Genomic DNA, 17,783 nt, shown 5'->3' with positions numbered 1-17,783 from the left:
GGATCGGTGGATATGGGGAACCCGTCCAGGGCGCGTCGGGCCGCCGCCGCGGCGATCGTCATTCTGCTTGCCGGGTGCGGGGGAAGAGAAGACGCGGGCGACGGCGCGCGCGGCGTCGGCGGCCCTCGCGGCCGGCTCGTCATCGGGATGCAGCAGGAGCCCGAGATCCTGAACGAGGCGCTCAACTCGATGGTGAGCGTCGTCTACGCGTGCAATCTCCTCTTCGGCAGGTTCGTCAGGCACGACGACGCGATGCAACTCGTCCCCGACCTGATCCGCGAGATACCCACCGTCGAGAACGGGCTCGTCTCGCCGGATCATCTCCGCTACACCTACCGACTCAGGCAGAACGCGATGTGGCACGACGGCGTGCCGCTCACCTCCGGCGACGTCGAATTCACCTGGCGGGTGATGACGCACCCGGAGATCAACGTCGAGACCCGCCAGGGATGGGACGTGATCGACCGGATCGAGACGCCGAATTCCTTCACCGTCGTCTTCCACCTGCGCGAGGTCTACGCGAACTTCGTCGGCGACTGCTTCTACGACGAATCGGTGCTGCCCCGGCACCTCCTCGAGAAGAGTCTCGGTCCCGGCTTCGCCTCGGATCCCTTCAACCGCGCGCCGGTCGGCTCGGGGCCATTCGTCTTCCGCGAGTGGGTGGCCGGGTCGCACATCCGTCTCGAGGCGAATCCCCGCTACTACGGGGAAGGACCGGGGATCGCCGAGATCGTGCTCGTTTTCGTGCCCGACGGGAACGCGCTCCTCATGCAGCTCGAGGCGGGGGAGATCGATGCGATCGACAATGCTCCGAACGCGCTCCTCGACGTCGCGTCGTCTTTGACCGACGTGCGGGTCTATCGGAACGCGGCCCTCTTCAACGAGCACCTCGATCTCAATCTCGACCATCCCGTTCTCGCCGACAGGCGCGTGCGGCGGGCCCTCGCCCTCGCGGTCGACCGCGCCGAGATCTCCGGGAAGATCTACGATGGCGTATGGATTCCCGCCTGGGAGGACGATCATCCGTCCTCGCCCTACCATACGGGATTCGCCGCGGAGCACAATCCGTACGATCCCGACGGGGCGCGCCGTCTCCTCCGGGAGGCGGGATGGAGGGACGCGGACGGCGACGGGATCAGGGAGAAGGAGGGGCGCCCCCTGTCGCTCGAGATCACGACGACCGCGGGACGTCTCAACAGGGAGCGGACCGAGGTCGTTCTCCGGGAGCAGTTCCGGAGGATCGGCGTCGATCTCACGATCCGCAATCACCACCCGACGGTCCTCTACGCCGGATGGGACGACGGCGGCGTCCTCAAGCGGGGGCGGTTCGACATCGCGCTCTACGCCTTCCTCTCGCCTCCCGATCCCTCGACGAAGCAGGGAACGTACTCGGCCGACTACATCCCGCCGGCCGGGCAGAACAATTCGCGCATACGGAACGAAGAGCTCACGAAACTCCTCGCGCTCGGATCGGCCACCTTCGACCCCGACGAGCGGCGACGGATCTACGCCGGCGTCTCGGCGATCATCGCCGAGGAAGTGCCGATCATTCCCCTCCTGTGGGTGACGCAGCTCGACGCGATGCCGGTCCGGCTCCGCAACTACCGGCCGAATCCCACACAGTCGGGCGACACCTGGAACGCGGCCGAATGGCGGCTCGAGTGAAGAGCGAGAACACGAATCGACGTCGGGCGGACCTCCTTCTCGCGGCAGTCGCCGCGATGCTGATATTCGCTTTCCCCGCGGGGGGCGGGGCAGGTTCGCCGTCGCTTGTTTTCGTCGGCGGCGCGCAAACGGTCGGCGGCTCGTGCATCCTCGCCGAGACGGCGGTCTCCAGGTTCGCCGTCGACTGCGGGATCTTCGGCCCGCCAAACGCCCCGCTGCCGCCCCGCCCGGAAACGCTCGATTTCCTCATCCTCACCCATGCGCATCTCGATCATTGCGGGCGCCTCCCGGAACTCGTCGAGGCGGGATTCGCCGGCCCCGTGTTCTGCACGGCGCCGACCGCCGATCTGACCCTCGTCATGCTTCGCATGAGCGGAAACCTTTCGCGGGGCGCCGAGCGGAAAGAGGCGATCAAGCGGACGATCGAGCTGCTGACGCCGGTCGGGTTCGACAGCTCCTTCGTCGCGGGCGGCTGCCGGTTCCGTTTCGTGCGGGCGGGACATCTCCTCGGCGCGGCGTCGATCGTCGCCGGGTTGCCGGCAAACGATGACACCGTCGTCGTCGTGTTCTCGGGGGACATCGGCGGAGACAACCTGCTCCTCGCGCCGCCGCACGGATCGATCGGCGCGGCGGATTACGTCGTCATGGAGTCCACGTACGGGGGTTCGGTCCGGGAGGCCGGAGCGAACGAGGCGCGCCGCCGTTTCGCCCGCGAGGTCGGGCGGACTCTCGAACGCGGGGGGGACGTGCTCGTGCCCGCCTTCACGCTCGGCAAGACGCAGGAGGTCATCGCCGCGATCCAGGAGGCGATGGATCGGAAAGAGATCCCTCCGGGAACGATCGTCTGGTCGGACAGCCCGACGGCGCGCAGCATCACGGCGATCTACCGGCGGTATCCGGACGCGCTGTCTCCCTACGCGCGTTCGCTAAGAGGGCGGCTGCTCTCCTTCCCGTCGCTGCGCGAGGTGAAGAGCCGCACGACGATGGCCGTGCACGCGCGGTTGCACGAGCCCGCCGTCTTCGTCACATCGAGCGGCGATCTCGAATACGCCAACTCGCCGCGCCACCTCGCGCGCATGATCGACGACGAGACGAACCTGCTCTGTCTCGTCGGCTGGTGTTCGCCCGGCTCGCTCGGCGCCCGGCTGCGCAACGGCGAGAGTCCCGTCATGGTCGTCCGACGCGAGGGCGGGAAGACAAAGCGGGAATGGATGACGCCGACGATGCGCATCGCCTCCTTCGAATGCTTCTCCGGCCACGCGGACCGGGAGGGATTGACCAGGTGGCTGGATCGGATCGGAAACGTGCGGCGCGTCTTCCTCGTGCACGGCGAGATGGGAGAGGCGAGCGTTCTCGCCGACACCCTGCGGCGGCGGGGCGTCGATACGGCGATCCCGCGCGCCGGCGAGCGGTTCAAACTCGATCCGCCGCGGCGGGCGGGGCAGGCAGGGTCGATCGGCCCCGCCGCGGAGGGGAGGGGCGGCGCGTGAGACGGCTCGTGCTTTTCAGGCTGTTGCGGACGGTGCCCCTCGTCATCCTCGTATCGATGCTCGCCTTCGCGCTGCTCCATCTCGCCCCGGGAGGCCCGGCCGGACTCCTCACGCAGAATCCGAAGGTCACGGGCGAGGATCTCGCCCGCATCCGCGCGAACTACGGCCTCGACCGGTCCCTCCCCGTGCAGTACGGCCTCTGGTTCCGCCAGGTCTTCCTGCGTTTCGATTTCGGGGCGAGCTACGTGACGGGGCAGCCCGTCTCGCGCATGATCCTCGATCGCGTGCCGGCGACGCTCGAGCTCATGGGGGCGGCGTTCCTCGTCGCGCTGGCCGCCGCTCTCCTGGCGGGCTCCCTCGCCGCGCTCAGGCGGGGGGGACTCGTCGACCAGTGCGTCTCGCTGCTCGCCGCCGCGGGGATGTCCGTTCCCGTCTTCTGGCTCGGCTTGATGGCGATCGCCCTCTTCTCCGTCAAGCTCGGCGTTCTTCCCGCCGGGGGCCGCGAAACGATCGGCGCGGCGGGGGCAATCGACCGGTTGCGGCATCTCGCGCTCCCGTCGCTCATCCTGGCCTTCTCCCTCTTCGCCGCGTGGAGCCGTTACGTGCGCGGCGCCGTCGCCTCGGCGCTCGAGGGGGAATTCCTGCGGACGGCCAGGGCAAAGGGCCTCGCCGAGCGGACGATCCTCTTCAAGCACGCGATGCGCAACGCCCTCCTGCCGGTGATCTCCGTCGTCGTCATGCAGGCACCCGTCCTTTTCACCGGCGCCGTCACGCTGGAGACGGTTTTCGCCTGGCCGGGGATGGGCCGCCTCTTCTACGAGGGGCTCCAGCGGCACGACTACACGCGCGTGCTCGGGATCGCCGTCGTCGCCTCGATGCTCATCATCCTCTTCAACCTCGCCGGGGACATCCTCTGCATGATCGCCGATCCCCGTTTCGTTCCCGGGGAGGCCGCCCTCGGCCGGGAGGCGCGGGCGACGCTCCGGGGGGAGGCGAGATGACGCGTCGAGTCGGCGCCGCCGGGGAGGAAAGAACGCCCGTGCGCGGGGTCGTGCCGCGTCTCGCCAGCGACCGCGCCGCGCTCGCCGCAGGCGGGCTGGTCGCGCTCGTCCTGCTCCTCGCGGCGCTGGCGCCGCTCTTCACGCCCTGGGAACGCGACACCATCGATCTCGACGCCGTGCTGGCGTCCCCGTCGCCCGATCACGTTCTCGGCACCGACGAGCTCGGCAGGGATCTGCTCACGCGGCTCCTCTACGGAGGCCGGTTCACGCTCGGAACGGCCTTTCTCGCCGTCGCCGTCGCCTCCGCGGCGGGGATCGTTCTCGGCGCGCTCGCCGGATGGGCCGGGGGAGCCGTCGACGCCGCCGTTTCATCGCTCGTCGATCTCTTCCTTTCGATCCCGGTCTTTCTCGTCATCCTCGTCGTCGCGGCGGCGGGCGGGGGAGGGATCGCGACGGTGCCGCTGCTGATCGGCGCGACATCGTGGATGGAGACGGCCCGGGTCGTCCGGGCCACCTTCCTTTCCCTTCGCGAGGAGGAATACGTTTCCGCCGCGCGCTCCCTCGGGGCACGGGGGCCCTCGATCGCTTTCCGGCATCTTCTCCCGCAGGCCATGCCGCCCGTGATCGTCGCGGCGACGGTCCTCTTCGCAAACGCGATCCTCGTCGAGAGCGCGTTGAGCTTCCTCGGCTACGGGATCCAGCCGCCGTTGCCGACATGGGGCAACATGCTCCGCAACGCGCAGGTCCTCATCCGTCGCGCGCCGGCCGCCGCCTTCGCTCCCGGATTCCTGATCTTCGCCGTCTGCCTCGCCGTCAACCGGTTCGGCGCGGGCCTCAGGCGGGCCTTCGGTCGGGCGCTGTGACCGGTGCGCCGGCCGCCCTCGCGCGAACCGGCCGCGGGGATCCTTGCGCGCGCGCGCACGGATCGTGTATCCTCGATCGCGGCGGCACCCTGGACGGGAAAGGCGGTTCGCGATGCGTACGGTACGCGCAATCGGCATGGTTTCCGGCGGCCTCGATTCGATGCTCGCCGTCGCTCTCGTCAGGCGGCAGGATATCGAGGTCCGGGGACTTTCCTGCTACGTGGGATTCTCGCAGTCGGTGTTCCGCTGGCTCGTCGACGGCGCCGGGTCGCTGCGCGAATATCTCGACAACAGGGAGCGCGAGCTCACGGCCGCGCTCGGCATCCCCGTGGAGTGCGTCGACCTCTCGACGGAATATCTCGAACTCCTCCTCGACCCGCCCCACGGCTACGGGGCCAACGTCAACCCCTGCATCGACTGCCGGATCTTCATGCTTCGCCTGGCCCGGCGGCGGATGGAGGAGACGGGGGCGGACTTCGTCTTCACCGGCGAGGTGCTGGGACAGCGGCCGATGTCGCAGCACCGGCAGGCGATGGAGACGGTCGAGCAGGAGAGCGGTCTCGAGGGACGGCTTCTCCGTCCGCTGTGCGCGAAGCTGCTCGAGCCGACGATCCCCGAGAAGGAGGGGCTCGTCGACCGGGAGCGGCTGCTCGATATCCGCGGACGGTCCCGCCGCCGCCAGATGCAGCTCGCCGAGGAGCTCGAGATCGGGCCGTACGCCTCGCCGGCGGGCGGGTGCGCCCTGACCGACATTCCCTACGCGGTGAAGTTCCGCGATCTCGTCGGCCGGCGCCGGCCGGCCGCGATCACGCGGGAGGAGGCCGTTCTCCTCTCGACGGGGCGGCATTTCCGCATCTCGCCCGACGCCAGGATCGTCGTCGGGCGAGACAAGCGGGAAAACGAGTATCTCGAACGGGAGTGGTCCGGCGAGTGGCTCGCAGTCACGGTCTCCGCGCCCGGCCCGACGACGGTGATACTGGGTGACCCCGACGAGAAGGAACTCGAGACGGCGGCGAGGATAACGGCGAGATACGGCGACGGCAGGAGGAATCCGCCCGTGACGATCGCCCTGCGCCGGAACGGAACGGAGCAAACGGTCGAGGTGGTGCCGGCGGATGACGAGGAGATCGACGGTTACCGGCTGTCCGGTTCCTGAGTCCGGCGCCACTCGTCGACGAGCGCGAGGTGGCTGCGGAAGGCGAGTGGCGGCATGGCGCCGGGATCGAAGAATCCGACCTCCGAGGCGTCGTCCCCCGCCGTCGGCGTTCCCGTCCACGAGTCGAAGCGATAGCCGATGATCAGCAGGCTCGTCCCGTAGAACTCGCTTTCCTCGTAGATCACGTCGAGGAGCCCGGCTCCGAGGACGTGAAGGCCGGTTTCCTCCTCGAGCTCGCGCTCCGCGGCCTCGGCCGGGCTCTCGCCGTGCTCCACGAATCCCCCCGGCAGCGACCACATCCCCGCCCGCGGCTCGCGGTTCCGCCTGACCAGGAGGATTCGTCCCGATTCGTCCCGGACGATGCCGGTGGCGGCCGGGACGGGATTCTCGTAGACGAATCGCGACTCGGCGCCGCACCACAGGCGGACGCGGCCCTCGTTCGTCTTCGTCGAGAGACGTTCGCCGCAGAAGGGACAAAACCGTTTTTCCACGATCACGAGTTTCTCCTCCGTTCCGGGATGATACGCCATGGTTCCGCCCGCCGCAAGGCGGAAGGCGCCGGCGTTTCCTTTCCCGTTGCCGGCTCCTTCGCCGGTGCGCTACCATGTCGTGGTTCCGTCACCGGAAAGGAGCCCGGAGATGAACTCACTCCTCGTCGCGCTGATCACCATCGTCGCCTATCTTCTCGCCTACCGGTTCTACGCCCGTTTCATCGGCGACCGCATCCTGTCCCTCGACCCGGCCCGCCGGACGCCGGCACACGAGCGCGAGGACGGCGTCGATTTCGTGCCCACGCGGCCGATCATCCTCTTCGGCCACCATTTCGCCTCGATCGCCGGCCTCGGGCCGATCCTCGGACCCGCCATCGCCGTGATCTGGGGATGGCTGCCGGCCGCCTTGTGGATCCTCTTCGGGTCGATCTTCATCGGCGGCGTCCACGACCTCTCGGCGCTCGCCGTCTCGCTGCGGAACGGCGGCCGCTCGATCGGCGATGTGACCCGGTCGCTCGTCGGGCGACGCGCCCATCTGCTCTTCCTCGTCATCATCTTCTTCACGCTCTCGCTCTGCATGGGCACATTCGTCAGGATCATCGCCCAGCTCTTCACGGAGAGCGGCGCGTCCTACTCCCATCCCGAATCGGTCATCCCCGTCGCCGCGCTGATACTGCTGGCCGTCATCGTCGGGCTCCTCGTCTACCGGTTCCGGGCCCGCCTCGCCCCGGCGACGATCGTCGCCCTGATCGCGATGTTCGCCTCGATCTGGCTGGGCATCCGCGTTCCCGTCGGCGGGATCGCCGAGTCGACCTGGGTCTGGATCCTCATCGCCTATGCCTTCGCCGCATCGGTGCTGCCCGTCTGGCTGCTCCTGCAGCCGCGCGATTACCTCAACGCCTACCAGCTCGTCGTCGGGATGGTGCTGATGTACGCGGGGCTCTTCATCGCGCGGCCCGAATTCACGGCGCCCGCGCTGAACGCGGCCGACACCGGGGCGCCCCCGATCTTTCCGTTCCTCTTCATCACGGTCGCCTGCGGCGCGATCTCCGGCTTCCACAGCCTCGTTGCCACGGGAACGACGGCGAAGCAGATCGACCGCGAGACGCATGCACTGCCGATCGGATACGGAGGGATGCTGGCCGAGGGGCTTCTCGCCATGGTCGTCGTCATCGCCTGCACGGCGGGGATCTCGCGGGAGGCGTGGTCGGGCCACTACGCATCATGGAGCGCCGCCGCGGGACTCGGCCCGAAGATGGAGGCCTTCGTCGTCGGGGCGGGAGCCTTCGTGTCGAGGATCGGGATACCGGTGGGGATCGCCGAGAGCTTCATCGTCGTCATGGCGGTCGGATTCGCCATGACCACGCTCGACTCGGGGACGCGGCTGCTCCGGTACAATCTCGAGGAGCTCGGCGAGGGGCTGGGCATCGCGTTCCTGCGCAACCGCTTCGCCGCCTCGTTCGCCGCCGTCGTCGGCGTCGGGTACTTCAGCCTCATGACGGTCGACGGCCGGCCCGTCGGGCTCGCGCTCTGGGAGCTGTTCGGCACGACGAACCAGATGCTCGGCGCGCTCGGACTCCTCGCCGTCTCGCTCGTCCTCTTCCGCCGCGGCAAGCCGATCCGCTACACGGCGGTGCCGATGGCGGCGATGATGGTCATCGCCATGGCGGCGATGATCATCAAGCTGCGACAGAACCTGGCATCGCGCAGCTGGCCGCTGCTCATCGTCGGCGGGATGCTTCTCGCGCTGATCCTCTGGCTGATCGTCGAATCGGTCGTCGCCTTCCTGCGGTCGAGGGAGGCCGGGAAGCGGACGCCGTGAGCGGGGAGGGCCCGGTCGTCTGCCTGGGGCACGTGGCGATCGACTATCTCGGCATCGTGCCGCACCTTCCCGCGAAAAACACCAAACTCGAGCTGGAGCGCCTGATCGTCCAGGGCGGGGGACCGGCGGCGACCGCCGCGGTCACGCTCGCGCGGCTCGGTCGCCGTGTCTGCTTCGTCGGGACGGTCGGCGGCGACGACGCTGGACGCCGGACGCTCGACGAGCTCCGGGCGGAGTCGGTCGACGTCTCCCTCGTCGAACGGCAACCCGGCGCGTCTTCTCAGTTCGCCTTCATCATGGTCGATCGGGTGTCGGCGGACCGCACGATCCTCTGGTCGCGCGGAACGCTCCGGCCGCTCGATCCGCGCGCCGTCGATCCCGAGCGTGTGAAAACGGCGAGGGGCCTCCTCGTCGATTCCCTCGAGCCGGCCGCGGCCCTCGTCGCGGTCCGGATCGCGCGCGAGGCGGGCGTTCCCGTCGTGATCGACGCCGGGACGCTCCGGGAGGGCGTGCAGGCGCTCCTTCCTTTCTGCGACCACATCGTCGCCAGCGAGGTCTTCGCGGGGCAGATCGCGCCGGGCGGCACGATCGACGACGCCCTCGAGGCGATCGCCGCGTTCCGGCCAAGATCGGCCGTCGTCACGCTCGGCGAGCGCGGCTGCGCGACCCTCGCGGAGGGGGAACGGTTCGATACGCCGGGATTCGCCGTCGAGGCCGTCGACACGACGGGGGCGGGAGACGTCTTCCACGGCGCCTGGCTTCACGCCGTCCTCGAGGGGTGGGAGGCGCGCCGTGCGGCCGTCTTCTCCAACGCCGTCGCCGCGATGGCCTGCAGAGAACTCGGCGGGCGAACGGCGATCCCCGACGCCGCCGAGGCGGAGACGTTCATCCGGGAACGCGGCGCCGCACCGCCGTTCAGGCGGTCTCCTCGCCGACGGTGAAGATCTCCTCGACGCCCGTCTCCGTATCGAAGACGATCCAGCCAGGCGTTTCGCGAAGCCCCATCAGCTCGCCCGGATTGAGCAGCGTCGTGTTGCACACCGTGCGCCGCTCGCGGCGGTGCGTGTGGCCGAAGAAGACGGCGAGGTAACTGCCCGTCGACGCCAGCTCGAAGGCGAATTCCGGCCGGTGCGTGATGGCGATCGTCCCCTCCGGGATCTCGACGAAACCGACCTCGCCGTGGAGTCGCACGTTGGCGAAGCGTTCCGCCACGCGCTCGATGGTGAAACGATCCCCCTCGTTGTTTCCGAAGACGACATGGACCGGTCCCTCGAAGGCGGCGAGACGCTCGATGACGAAGGGCGAGCAGAGATCGCCGCAGTGGCAGAGCATATCCGCCCCGTATCCGTTGATGCGCCCGATGGCCGCTTCCAGGTTCGCGAGATGGTCGTGCGTGTCGCTCATGACGGCGATCTTCATGACGCTCCTTTCGCCGGTGCCGCCGTCCATCATACCAGCACGCGCCCTGCGCCGCCAGAGGCTCCCCGGAACATACACCCCCCGGCGGGGAACGGGCGGCCGGCCGACCGGGGACATTCCTGCCCCTCACCGGCCGGATTTCCGCCTTCCGCAAATCGGCGCCGCACGGGGACGCATGGCGCCGGCCGTTCTCCAGCCCGTGCCTCGAAGATCCAATGCCAAGTCATTGTTGATGATGCGGGCGTCTTGCCGGGTCCGCCGGTTTCCCGGGTCCGCCGGGACGTTTCATGGCACGGCTCTTGAAGTCATGGTGCGCGTCAGCGGTTCGCCCCCGCGGGACGGATCCCGCGGCGGAGCGGCCGCCGGAGGCCGCGCAGGTGACGGATATCGTGGATATCGATACGGCGAGACGGCGGAGACGGGGCTCCATCAGCCTCTGCATGATCGTTCGCGACGAGGCGGAGACGATCGCAGCCACGATCGGCAGCGCCCGGGAACTCGTCGACGAGGTGATCGTCGTCGACACCGGCTCGACGGACGGGACAATCGCCGCGGCCCGCGCCTGCGGCGCACGGGTGAGCCGCGTCGACTGGACGAAGGATTTCGCCGCGGCCCGGAACGCGTCCCTCGACCGGGCGTCGCGGGACTGGATCCTCGTCCTCGACGCCGACGAGGAACTCGACGCCGGGGGACGCAAGCAGATCCGCGCCATCGTCGACGGCGGCGAGGCGGGGGCGTATCTTCTCGAACAGCGGACCTACACCGACGATTCCGCGACCGTCGGCTGGCGGCCGTGCGCGGGCGGGAGAATGGCCCGCGGGGCGCTCGGGTTCTTTTCCAGCCGGCAGGTCCGGCTCTTCCGCAACGACGGACGGATCCGGTATTCAAGAGAAGTGCACGAGACCGTCGAGCCGTCGCTGCGGGCGGCACGCGAGCCCCTGCACGAGGGGGGGGCGATCGTCCACCATTACGGGCGCACCGGACCTCCGGGGCGCATCTACCGCAAGTATCTCCTCTGCCGCGAACTCGGAACGGGGAAGCTCGACGCCGACCCGGAGAACGTGAAATTCGTCTTCGAACTGGCCGTCCAGTTCCTCGCCCTCGACCGGGTCGACGAGTCGCTCGAACTCGCCGACGCGGGGCTCGCCGTCGAGCCGGATTCGTGGCAGTTCCTCAACCTCCGCGGTCTCGCCCTCCTGAAGCGCGGCGACCGCGCGAAGGCGCTGGAGAGCTTCAGGGCCGCGTTGAACCATGAGCAGAACCAGCCTGATCTCTACAACAACCGCGGCGTCGCCCTGCTCGATTCCGATCGCCCAGCGGAGGCGCTGGACTGCCTCGGGAAGGGGCTCGCGCTCGACGACGGGAACGCGAACCTGCTGCGGAACGCCGCCTCGGCCTGCCTGGCCCTGGGACGCCACGAGGCGTGCCTCTCGCACGCCGACCGGTCGCTCGCGATCGATCCCTATTCCCCCGAGGCGCACCTCCTCCGCGCCGAAGCCCTCCACGGCTGCGGAAACGACGACGAGGCCGCCGCCTCCCTCGATTCGATCCGATTCCTCGCGGATACGCCGTTCGCCGTCTCCTTCAAGGCGATCCATCTTTTCGTCAGGATGGGGCGCGCCGCGCCGGCCGCCGAGGCGCTCGAGCGCATTGGCCGAAAGCATCCCGCGCACGAGGGGCTTCTCTTCCTCGAGGGGAAGATCAGGGAGATGAACGGCGATGACGAAGGCGCCCTCGAGGCCTACGAGCGGGCGCTCGCCTCGAATCCGCGGCGCTCGGAGGTCCTGAACAGTCTCGGATGCGTCCACGAACGGCGTGGTCGGTTCGAGGAGGCGGAAGGCGCGTTCGAGGAGGCGCACCGGCTCTCGCCCCAGGATCCGCAGATCGAGACGAATCTCGGCATCGTCGTCGGGAAGCGGGGACGATCCGGCGAGGCGGAACGGCGCCTTCGCGAGGCGATCGCCCGCCATCCCCGGTTCGCGCCCGCCCTGAACGCGCTCGGCTGCCTGCTCGCCAACGGAGGCAGGTTCGCCGAGGCGACCGTTTTCTTCACCGATGCCGTCGAGAACGACCCGGAGAACGGTCCCTATTATCTCAACCTCGGCCTCGCCTGCGAGATGCTTCATCTTCCCGGCAAGGCCGCCGAGATCTACGAGCAGGCCATCAGGCGGATCCCGGAAGCCGGGCTCCTCGTCGCGCCGCGCCTCGAGCGTCTCCGCCAGCCGGCCGGACGATCCTGACGATCCCCCTTCAGTTTCAGTCTTCTCGCCATCTTCATCGACGACCGGGGCTGCATCTTCGATTCCGAACTGCAGCGCCGCGCGGCGCGGAAATACGCGTTCGCCGCGCCAGCGGGAGTCTTTCCGGCCCTCGAAAAGATGCTTTGACTTCGTCCTCGGCCCTCCGCTACCATTTTTTCGTTCTTCGAACGGTCCGATCACCCCGCGAAACGGCGGAAAGGCGGAGACCCGATGGCGAAAGGGAAACCGCGCCGGCGTCCGGTCATCGCCTTGATGACCGACTTCACCTGGCACAACTGGTATCTCGGCGTCATGAAGGCGGTCATCCTCGGCGTCGCGCCCGACGCACGGATCGTCGATCTCTGCCACGACGTCTCGTCGCGCGACGTGCGGGAGGGATCCTTCATCATCGGCAACAGCTATCGGTACTTCCCTCCCGGAACGGTCTTCTGCTGCGTCGTCGACCCCGGCGTGGGGGGGCGGCGCAAGAACATCGTCATCGAGACCGACGAGTATCTCTTCGTCGGCCCCGACAACGGAATCCTCTCCTGCGTCTTCGAGGAGGGAATCGTCCGGAAGGTCTACGGCGTGGAGCCGGGCGAATTCACCCTGTCGCCGCGCGGGGCGACCTTCCACGGGCGCGACATCTACGCGCCGATCGCCGCCCACCTCTCCCTGGGCGTCGATCCGGCCGCCATGGGAACGGAGCTCGATTCCGTGCTTATCGTCCCCTCGACCAAGCCCGTCGTCGACCGCGGCGGGGAGATCAGGGGCCGCGCCGTCTACGTCGACACCTATGGCAACATCATCACTGATATCGACGAGGCGTTCCTCGAGTCCCTCATGCCGGGGAAGGTTCCGTGGGAGGAGATGGGCGTCCGGTTCGCCGGCCGCCGCGTCACGGGCGTGAAGCAATTCTACGAGCAGGGCATGGAGGGAGCGCTGATGGTCCTTCGCAACAGCTGGGGATACCTCGAGATCGCCGTCAACAGGGGCAGCGCCTTCGAGAAACTCGGTCTCAGGGAGAAGAAATCGCTCGAAATCGTCGTTTCCCCTCCGGCGCCTGAAACGACGGGCGCCTAGATGCGGTTCCGGGTGCGGATACTGGGAAGCGGCACGATCACGCCGCGGGCCGACCGCCGGGCCCCGGCCCTGACCGTCGAGACGGGGGAGATCCTGCTCTTCGACTGCGGCCCGGGCGTGCCCCAGGCGCTCGCCGAGAGCGGGATCGACTACCGCTCGCTCGCGGGGATCTTCTTCACGCACCATCACCCCGACCACTCGCTCGGCCTCGGCCGGCTCCTCGCCGCCGCGCGGAACGATCCCGGCTGCCGGCCGTTCCCGCCGCTCTTCGGTCCTGCCGGGCTCGACGATCTCGTCGGGGGCTGGCCGATCCTCTTCCCGGGGACCCGCCTCGGCGACGGTCCGCCGGCGACGCGGGAACTCGCCGGGGGGGAGACGATCGACCGGGGAGCGGCGAGGATCGGCTGCGCCGCCGCCGACCACGGCGACCGGCCGGCCCTCGCATACCGCGTCGAGGCGAACGGCGCATCGATGGTCTACACGGGCGACACGGCCCTCACCGATGCGGTCGTCGAGCTGGCGGCCGGAGCGGACCTGCTCGTCGCGGAATGCTCCGCGCCCGACGAAGCGCCGCTCGACGGGCACATGACCCCGGCCGCCGTCGCCGCGCTGGCGGGCCGCGCGGGGGTGAAGCGCCTCGTCGCGACGCATCTCTACCCCCGCATGGAGGAGTTCGACGTCGCGAGGGCGATCGCCTCGTCGTGGGACGGCCCCGTCGAGGTCGCTCGGGACGGGATGATCGTCGATCTGTAGCCGGTTCGTCCAACACACGAACCGTTTCAACGGAGGCAGCACGATGCCGAGACGCATGATCGCCGCGATCGCGGCCGCCTCGTTCGTACTCCAGCCCGCCGCCGCGTTGGCCTACCGGCTCGTCGACGACGGGGACGTGCGTCGATTCGAGGTCGAGGAGGGCGCGAGCCTCGTCATCGAAACGAAGAGCGGCCGGATCCGGGTCGAGAGCGGTGAAACGAACGGGATCGTCGTCAGGATCGAGACGGTCGTCCGCGCGCCGAGCAAATCGGAGGCGCGGAAGATCCTGGCGAGGATCGCCTTCGACATCGAGTCGTCGCCGCGGCGCGTCTCGCTCGGCGCCGATCTTCCCCGGCTGCGGTCGACGGGTCTTTTCGCCGGCGCACTCGGCGATCGCACCTCGGTGGCCGTCAACTACCTGGTCGTCGTTCCCCGACGGACGGATCTCGATCTCGTTTCGCGAAACGGCGATATCGACGTGAGGGACGTCGAGGGGGCCTTCTTCATCGAGACGGGGAACGGGGACGTCGCGGCCCGAGGCCTGGCCGGTGAGGGCACGCTCAAGACGGTCAACGGGCGGGTCGATTGCCGGCTCGATCGTCTCGAACGCGGCGGAAACCTGACGATCCGGTCCGGCAACGGCCCGGTCGTTCTCCTGATACCGCGGAAGACGGGAGCCCGGCTCGAGGCGGGCGCGCGGAACGGCCGCGTCCGCGTGGGATTCGCACTCGAGGACGCGAAGCGGGCGGGCCGGCACCGGGTGAGCGGCGTGATCGGCGACGGCGACGGACGGATCGCGATCCGCACGACGAACGGAAACATCGACATCGACAACCGGTGACCGGGGCGGCCGGCGGCGGATTCGGGCGGGCGGCCTTCCGGCCCGCCGGGAGGCGGGCGCTCGAATCTTCTTGAAAAATCCCCATCGCAGGTGTTTTTTTATCGAATAATCCCCATGGAAGGGCTGTACGTGTAATGAATGCGAGAGACCAGGCGACGGACATATCGCGCGAGACGCTGGTCGCGTGGAAGGCGGGCGGTGTCGAGGCGTTCGAGCGGATCGTGCGGTCGACGATGAAACGAGCCTACGCGACCGCCGTCGGGCTGCTCGGGAACGCGGAGGACGCGAAGGACGTCTCGCAGGAGGCCTTCATGGCTGCCCACCGGGCCCGGGAGCGGTTCGATCCAAACAAGCCCTTCTACCCGTGGTTCTACCGGATCCTCCGCAACCGATGCCTGAACTTCATCGAGAAACGGGCCCGCCGCCGCGAGACCTCGATGGAGCATCTCGTGGAGCGCCGGGGCGACGGGCCGTTTCCCGACACGGACCTCCTGCGGAGGGAGCGGTGCGAGACGGTCTGGCGAGCGCTCTTCTCGCTCTCCGCGGATCACCGGGAGATCATCGTCCTGCGGTCCTTCCAGGAGCTGACGTACCGCGAGATCGCCGCGACGCTCGGGATATCCGAGGGAACGGTCATGTCCCGTCTCTTCTACGCGCGGCGCGCCCTCGCGGCGGCGCTGCGGCGGGACGCCGGAGACGAATCCGCGGAAGGGGATGATCCTGCATGAACTGCACGCGGATGGAATGTGACGGGATGCGGTATCTCGACGGCGAGATGGGCGCGTCCGAGAAGATGGCCTTCGAGCGTCACCTCGAGGGCTGCGAGACCTGCCGGGCGGCCGTCGAGGAGCTCGGCGGGCTCGAGAAGGAACTCGGCGCCATGCAGATCAGGGACCCGATCGACGAATTCTGGGAAGGCTACTGGCGCGGCATCTACCGGCGTCTCGAACGGCGCTTCTCCTGGTGGCTCGTCGTCGGCGGTCTCCTGATGATCGCGGCGTACATCGTGTACGAGACGGTGCGGAATTTCGGGCAGCTCACCTTCGGCAAGACGGCGCTCGTCGTCCTCGCCGTCGGCGTTCTCGGCCTGTTCGTCTCGGTCGTTCGGGAACGTGTCCACCAGTGCCGGTCGGACCGGTACCGGGATATCCAGCGTTGACCGGCGGCGGCCGGCGGAAAGGCGGTCCGGCGATGATAACGGTGACGACAGAGACGATCCACGGCAGACGGATCGTGAAGGTCCTCGGTTTGGTGCGCGGCAACACGATCCGCGCCAGGCACGCGGGACACGATTTCATGGCGGGTCTGCGGAACATCACCGGCGGCGAGATCGTCGAATACACGAAGATGATCGCCGAGTCCCGAGAGCAGTCGATCGACCGCATGGTCGACGAGGCCGAGGCGCTCGGAGCGAACGCGATCGTCGGCCTTCGGTTCACGACCTCGTCGATGATGCAGGGCGCCGCGGAACTGCTCGCGTACGGGACGGCGGTCGTCGTCGAGGAAGAGGCATGAGGGTGGGGTTCTTCGAGGTCCGGGGCGTCGTGACGGGGCGGTTCCGTCTCGACGGCGGCGCGATGTTCGGCGTCGTGCCGAAGGTCCTCTGGGAGAAGACCGACCCGGCGGACGGCGACAACCGCATCGCCATGGCGATGCGCATCCTCTACGCCGAGCGCGGCGGGATGCGTCTCGTCGTCGACGCGGGCGCGGGAGACAAGCTCGGGGAGAAGATGATCCGCAACTACCGGATCGAGTCGCCGCCGCTCCGCGAGCGCCTCGCCGGGGAGGGGATCGATCCGGACGCAGTCACCCACGCCGTCATGACGCACCTCCACTTCGACCACGCCGGCGGCTTCACCTGGCGCAACGGCGACGGCCGTCTCCAGCTCGCCTTCCCGAACGCGACGCACTTCGTCCAGCAAAGCCAGTGGGAAGCCGCCCTCGATCCGAACGAGAAGGACCGGGCGAGCTTCTTTCCGGAGGATTTCCTGCCGATCGAGGAGGCGGGCCGGCTCGAGATGCTCGACGGCGAGAAGGAGATCGCCCCCGGCGTCCGCGTGATTCCCACGTCGGGACACACGCCGGGCCACCAGACGGTCCTCCTCGAAGGAAACGGGGAAGCCCTCCTCTACGGCGCCGATCTCCTTCCCCTCGCCTCGCACGTCAACCTGCCGTGGATCATGGCGTACGATCACCGGCCACTCGACACCCTCGAGGAGAAGAAGCGGTTGCTCAAACGGGCCGCCGACGAGAACTGGATCCTCTTCTTCGAGCACGACCCCCGGATCGCCGCCTGCCGCGTCAGGCGGAACGAGAAGGGGCGATTCGAGGCGACCGCCCCGGTGGAGTTGCGGTGACCGACGACGCCGCCCTGATGCGCCTCGTGGCCGGGGGGGACGCCGACGCGCTCCGCCGCCTGTTCGATCGCCACGGAAACGCCGTCTTCAACTTCTTCCTGCGTTCGACGGGAAGCCGCGAGGACGCCGAGGACCTCACCCAGCAGACCTTCGTCAACCTCTACCGGGCCGCCGGCCGGTACCGGCCGACGGCCGCGTTCCGCACGTGGCTCTTCCGCATCGCGCGCAATCTCGCCGTGAGTTATTCGCGGCGCCGCCCTGCAGGCGACTCGCTCGACCTGCTCGCCGAGGGCGGGTTCGAGCCACCGGCCGCCGGTGTCGATCCCGCGGCCGACGCTTCGCATGCGGAACTGCGGGGTGCATACGCGCGGGCGCTTTTGCAGCTCCCCGAGGAGCAGCGCACGGCCGTCGAGCTGCGTATCGGCCGGGGGTTGTCCTACCGGGAGATCGCCGAGGCGATGGGAAAGAGCCTGCCGGCGGTCGAGGCGCTCGTTTACAGGGCCCGCGAACGCCTGGCGGCGGCCCTCGCCCGCTTCAGGGAAGATGCGACGTGACGACGCATGGATAGACGACACGAACGGAAACGGCGGGTCCCCCGGAAT

Annotated in this window: 18 protein-coding genes; 16 read left to right on the top strand and 2 right to left on the bottom strand. The window is 68.8% G+C overall.

What is annotated here, in order from left to right:
- Positions 1–6: 6 nt before the first annotated feature.
- The 5 genes from JW876_11900 to JW876_11880 all read left to right on the top strand — a co-directional run bounded on the left by JW876_11900 (position 7) and on the right by JW876_11880 (position 6,175).
- Positions 7–1,665 carry a peptide ABC transporter substrate-binding protein gene (locus JW876_11900; GenBank protein ID MBN1886210.1) on the top strand — a complete coding sequence of 553 codons (1,659 nt, stop codon included), beginning with the start codon at positions 7–9 and terminating at the stop codon, positions 1,663–1,665.
- Complete coding sequence (locus JW876_11895; protein ID MBN1886209.1) at positions 1,650–3,155, top strand: MBL fold metallo-hydrolase; 1,506 nt, start codon at positions 1,650–1,652, stop codon at positions 3,153–3,155. Before JW876_11900 ends, JW876_11895 begins: the two co-directional genes overlap by 16 nt.
- Complete coding sequence (locus JW876_11890; protein MBN1886208.1) at positions 3,152–4,156, top strand: ABC transporter permease; 1,005 nt, start codon at positions 3,152–3,154, stop codon at positions 4,154–4,156. The genes JW876_11895 and JW876_11890 overlap by 4 nt, the downstream gene beginning before the upstream one ends.
- Positions 4,153–5,019 (top strand): ABC transporter permease, encoded by an 867-nt coding sequence (locus JW876_11885; GenBank protein MBN1886207.1) that lies wholly within the window; start codon positions 4,153–4,155, stop codon positions 5,017–5,019. Before JW876_11890 ends, JW876_11885 begins: the two co-directional genes overlap by 4 nt.
- A 112-nt stretch (positions 5,020–5,131) precedes the next feature.
- Positions 5,132–6,175, top strand: a complete 1,044-nt coding sequence (locus JW876_11880) for a thiamine biosynthesis protein (protein MBN1886206.1) — start codon at positions 5,132–5,134, stop codon at positions 6,173–6,175.
- Here JW876_11880 and JW876_11875 read toward each other — a convergent pair.
- Positions 6,154–6,669, bottom strand: coding sequence for an NUDIX hydrolase (locus tag JW876_11875; protein MBN1886205.1), 516 nt, complete (start codon positions 6,667–6,669; stop codon positions 6,154–6,156). The two genes, JW876_11880 and JW876_11875, sit on opposite strands and share 22 nt — an antisense overlap.
- A 145-nt stretch (positions 6,670–6,814) precedes the next feature.
- Between JW876_11875 and JW876_11870 the strand changes: the two genes are divergently transcribed.
- Both JW876_11870 and JW876_11865 read left to right on the top strand, forming a co-directional pair.
- Positions 6,815–8,488: a carbon starvation protein A gene (locus tag JW876_11870; protein MBN1886204.1), complete on the top strand. Its 1,674-nt coding sequence runs from the start codon at positions 6,815–6,817 to the stop codon at positions 8,486–8,488.
- Positions 8,485–9,429 carry a sugar kinase gene (locus JW876_11865; GenBank protein MBN1886203.1) on the top strand — a complete coding sequence of 315 codons (945 nt, stop codon included), beginning with the start codon at positions 8,485–8,487 and terminating at the stop codon, positions 9,427–9,429. Before JW876_11870 ends, JW876_11865 begins: the two co-directional genes overlap by 4 nt.
- On the opposite strand, the gene JW876_11860 is transcribed toward JW876_11865, so the two are convergent.
- Positions 9,404–9,907, bottom strand: a complete 504-nt coding sequence (locus tag JW876_11860) for a YfcE family phosphodiesterase (GenBank protein MBN1886202.1) — start codon at positions 9,905–9,907, stop codon at positions 9,404–9,406. The two genes, JW876_11865 and JW876_11860, sit on opposite strands and share 26 nt — an antisense overlap.
- A 377-nt stretch (positions 9,908–10,284) precedes the next feature.
- Here JW876_11860 and JW876_11855 point away from each other — a divergent pair, with 377 nt between their 5' ends.
- From JW876_11855 to JW876_11815, 9 genes are all read left to right on the top strand, one after another.
- Positions 10,285–12,147 (top strand): tetratricopeptide repeat protein, encoded by a 1,863-nt coding sequence (locus tag JW876_11855; GenBank protein MBN1886201.1) that lies wholly within the window; start codon positions 10,285–10,287, stop codon positions 12,145–12,147.
- A 231-nt stretch (positions 12,148–12,378) separates the two neighbouring features.
- Positions 12,379–13,230 (top strand): SAM-dependent chlorinase/fluorinase, encoded by an 852-nt coding sequence (locus JW876_11850; GenBank protein ID MBN1886200.1) that lies wholly within the window; start codon positions 12,379–12,381, stop codon positions 13,228–13,230.
- Positions 13,231–13,983 (top strand): ribonuclease Z, encoded by a 753-nt coding sequence (locus JW876_11845; protein ID MBN1886199.1) that lies wholly within the window; start codon positions 13,231–13,233, stop codon positions 13,981–13,983. It abuts the gene before it with no gap.
- A gap of 43 nt (positions 13,984–14,026) precedes the next feature.
- The gene (locus tag JW876_11840) at positions 14,027–14,824 is read left to right on the top strand and encodes a DUF4097 family beta strand repeat protein (protein ID MBN1886198.1); all 798 of its coding nucleotides are present in this window, start codon (positions 14,027–14,029) and stop codon (positions 14,822–14,824) included.
- A 134-nt stretch (positions 14,825–14,958) separates the two neighbouring features.
- Complete coding sequence (locus JW876_11835; GenBank protein MBN1886197.1) at positions 14,959–15,552, top strand: RNA polymerase sigma factor; 594 nt, start codon at positions 14,959–14,961, stop codon at positions 15,550–15,552.
- On the top strand, positions 15,549–15,983 hold the full coding sequence (locus tag JW876_11830; GenBank protein ID MBN1886196.1) for a zf-HC2 domain-containing protein: 435 nt from the start codon (positions 15,549–15,551) through the stop codon (positions 15,981–15,983). The genes JW876_11835 and JW876_11830 overlap by 4 nt, the downstream gene beginning before the upstream one ends.
- 32 nt (positions 15,984–16,015) lie before the next feature.
- Positions 16,016–16,339: a YbjQ family protein gene (locus tag JW876_11825; protein MBN1886195.1), complete on the top strand. Its 324-nt coding sequence runs from the start codon at positions 16,016–16,018 to the stop codon at positions 16,337–16,339.
- 2 nt (positions 16,340–16,341) lie between these two features.
- Complete coding sequence (locus JW876_11820; GenBank protein ID MBN1886194.1) at positions 16,342–17,181, top strand: MBL fold metallo-hydrolase; 840 nt, start codon at positions 16,342–16,344, stop codon at positions 17,179–17,181.
- Entirely contained in the window at positions 17,178–17,735 is a 558-nt protein-coding gene (locus JW876_11815) for a sigma-70 family RNA polymerase sigma factor (protein MBN1886193.1), read from the top strand. The genes JW876_11820 and JW876_11815 overlap by 4 nt, the downstream gene beginning before the upstream one ends.
- The last annotated feature ends 48 nt before the right edge of the window (positions 17,736–17,783 follow it).

The sequence above is a fragment of the Candidatus Krumholzibacteriota bacterium genome (genome assembly GCA_016931295.1).
Classification (GTDB): domain Bacteria; phylum Krumholzibacteriota; class Krumholzibacteriia; order Krumholzibacteriales; family Krumholzibacteriaceae; genus JAFGEZ01.
This window is presented reverse-complemented; position numbering and strand designations above follow the sequence as displayed.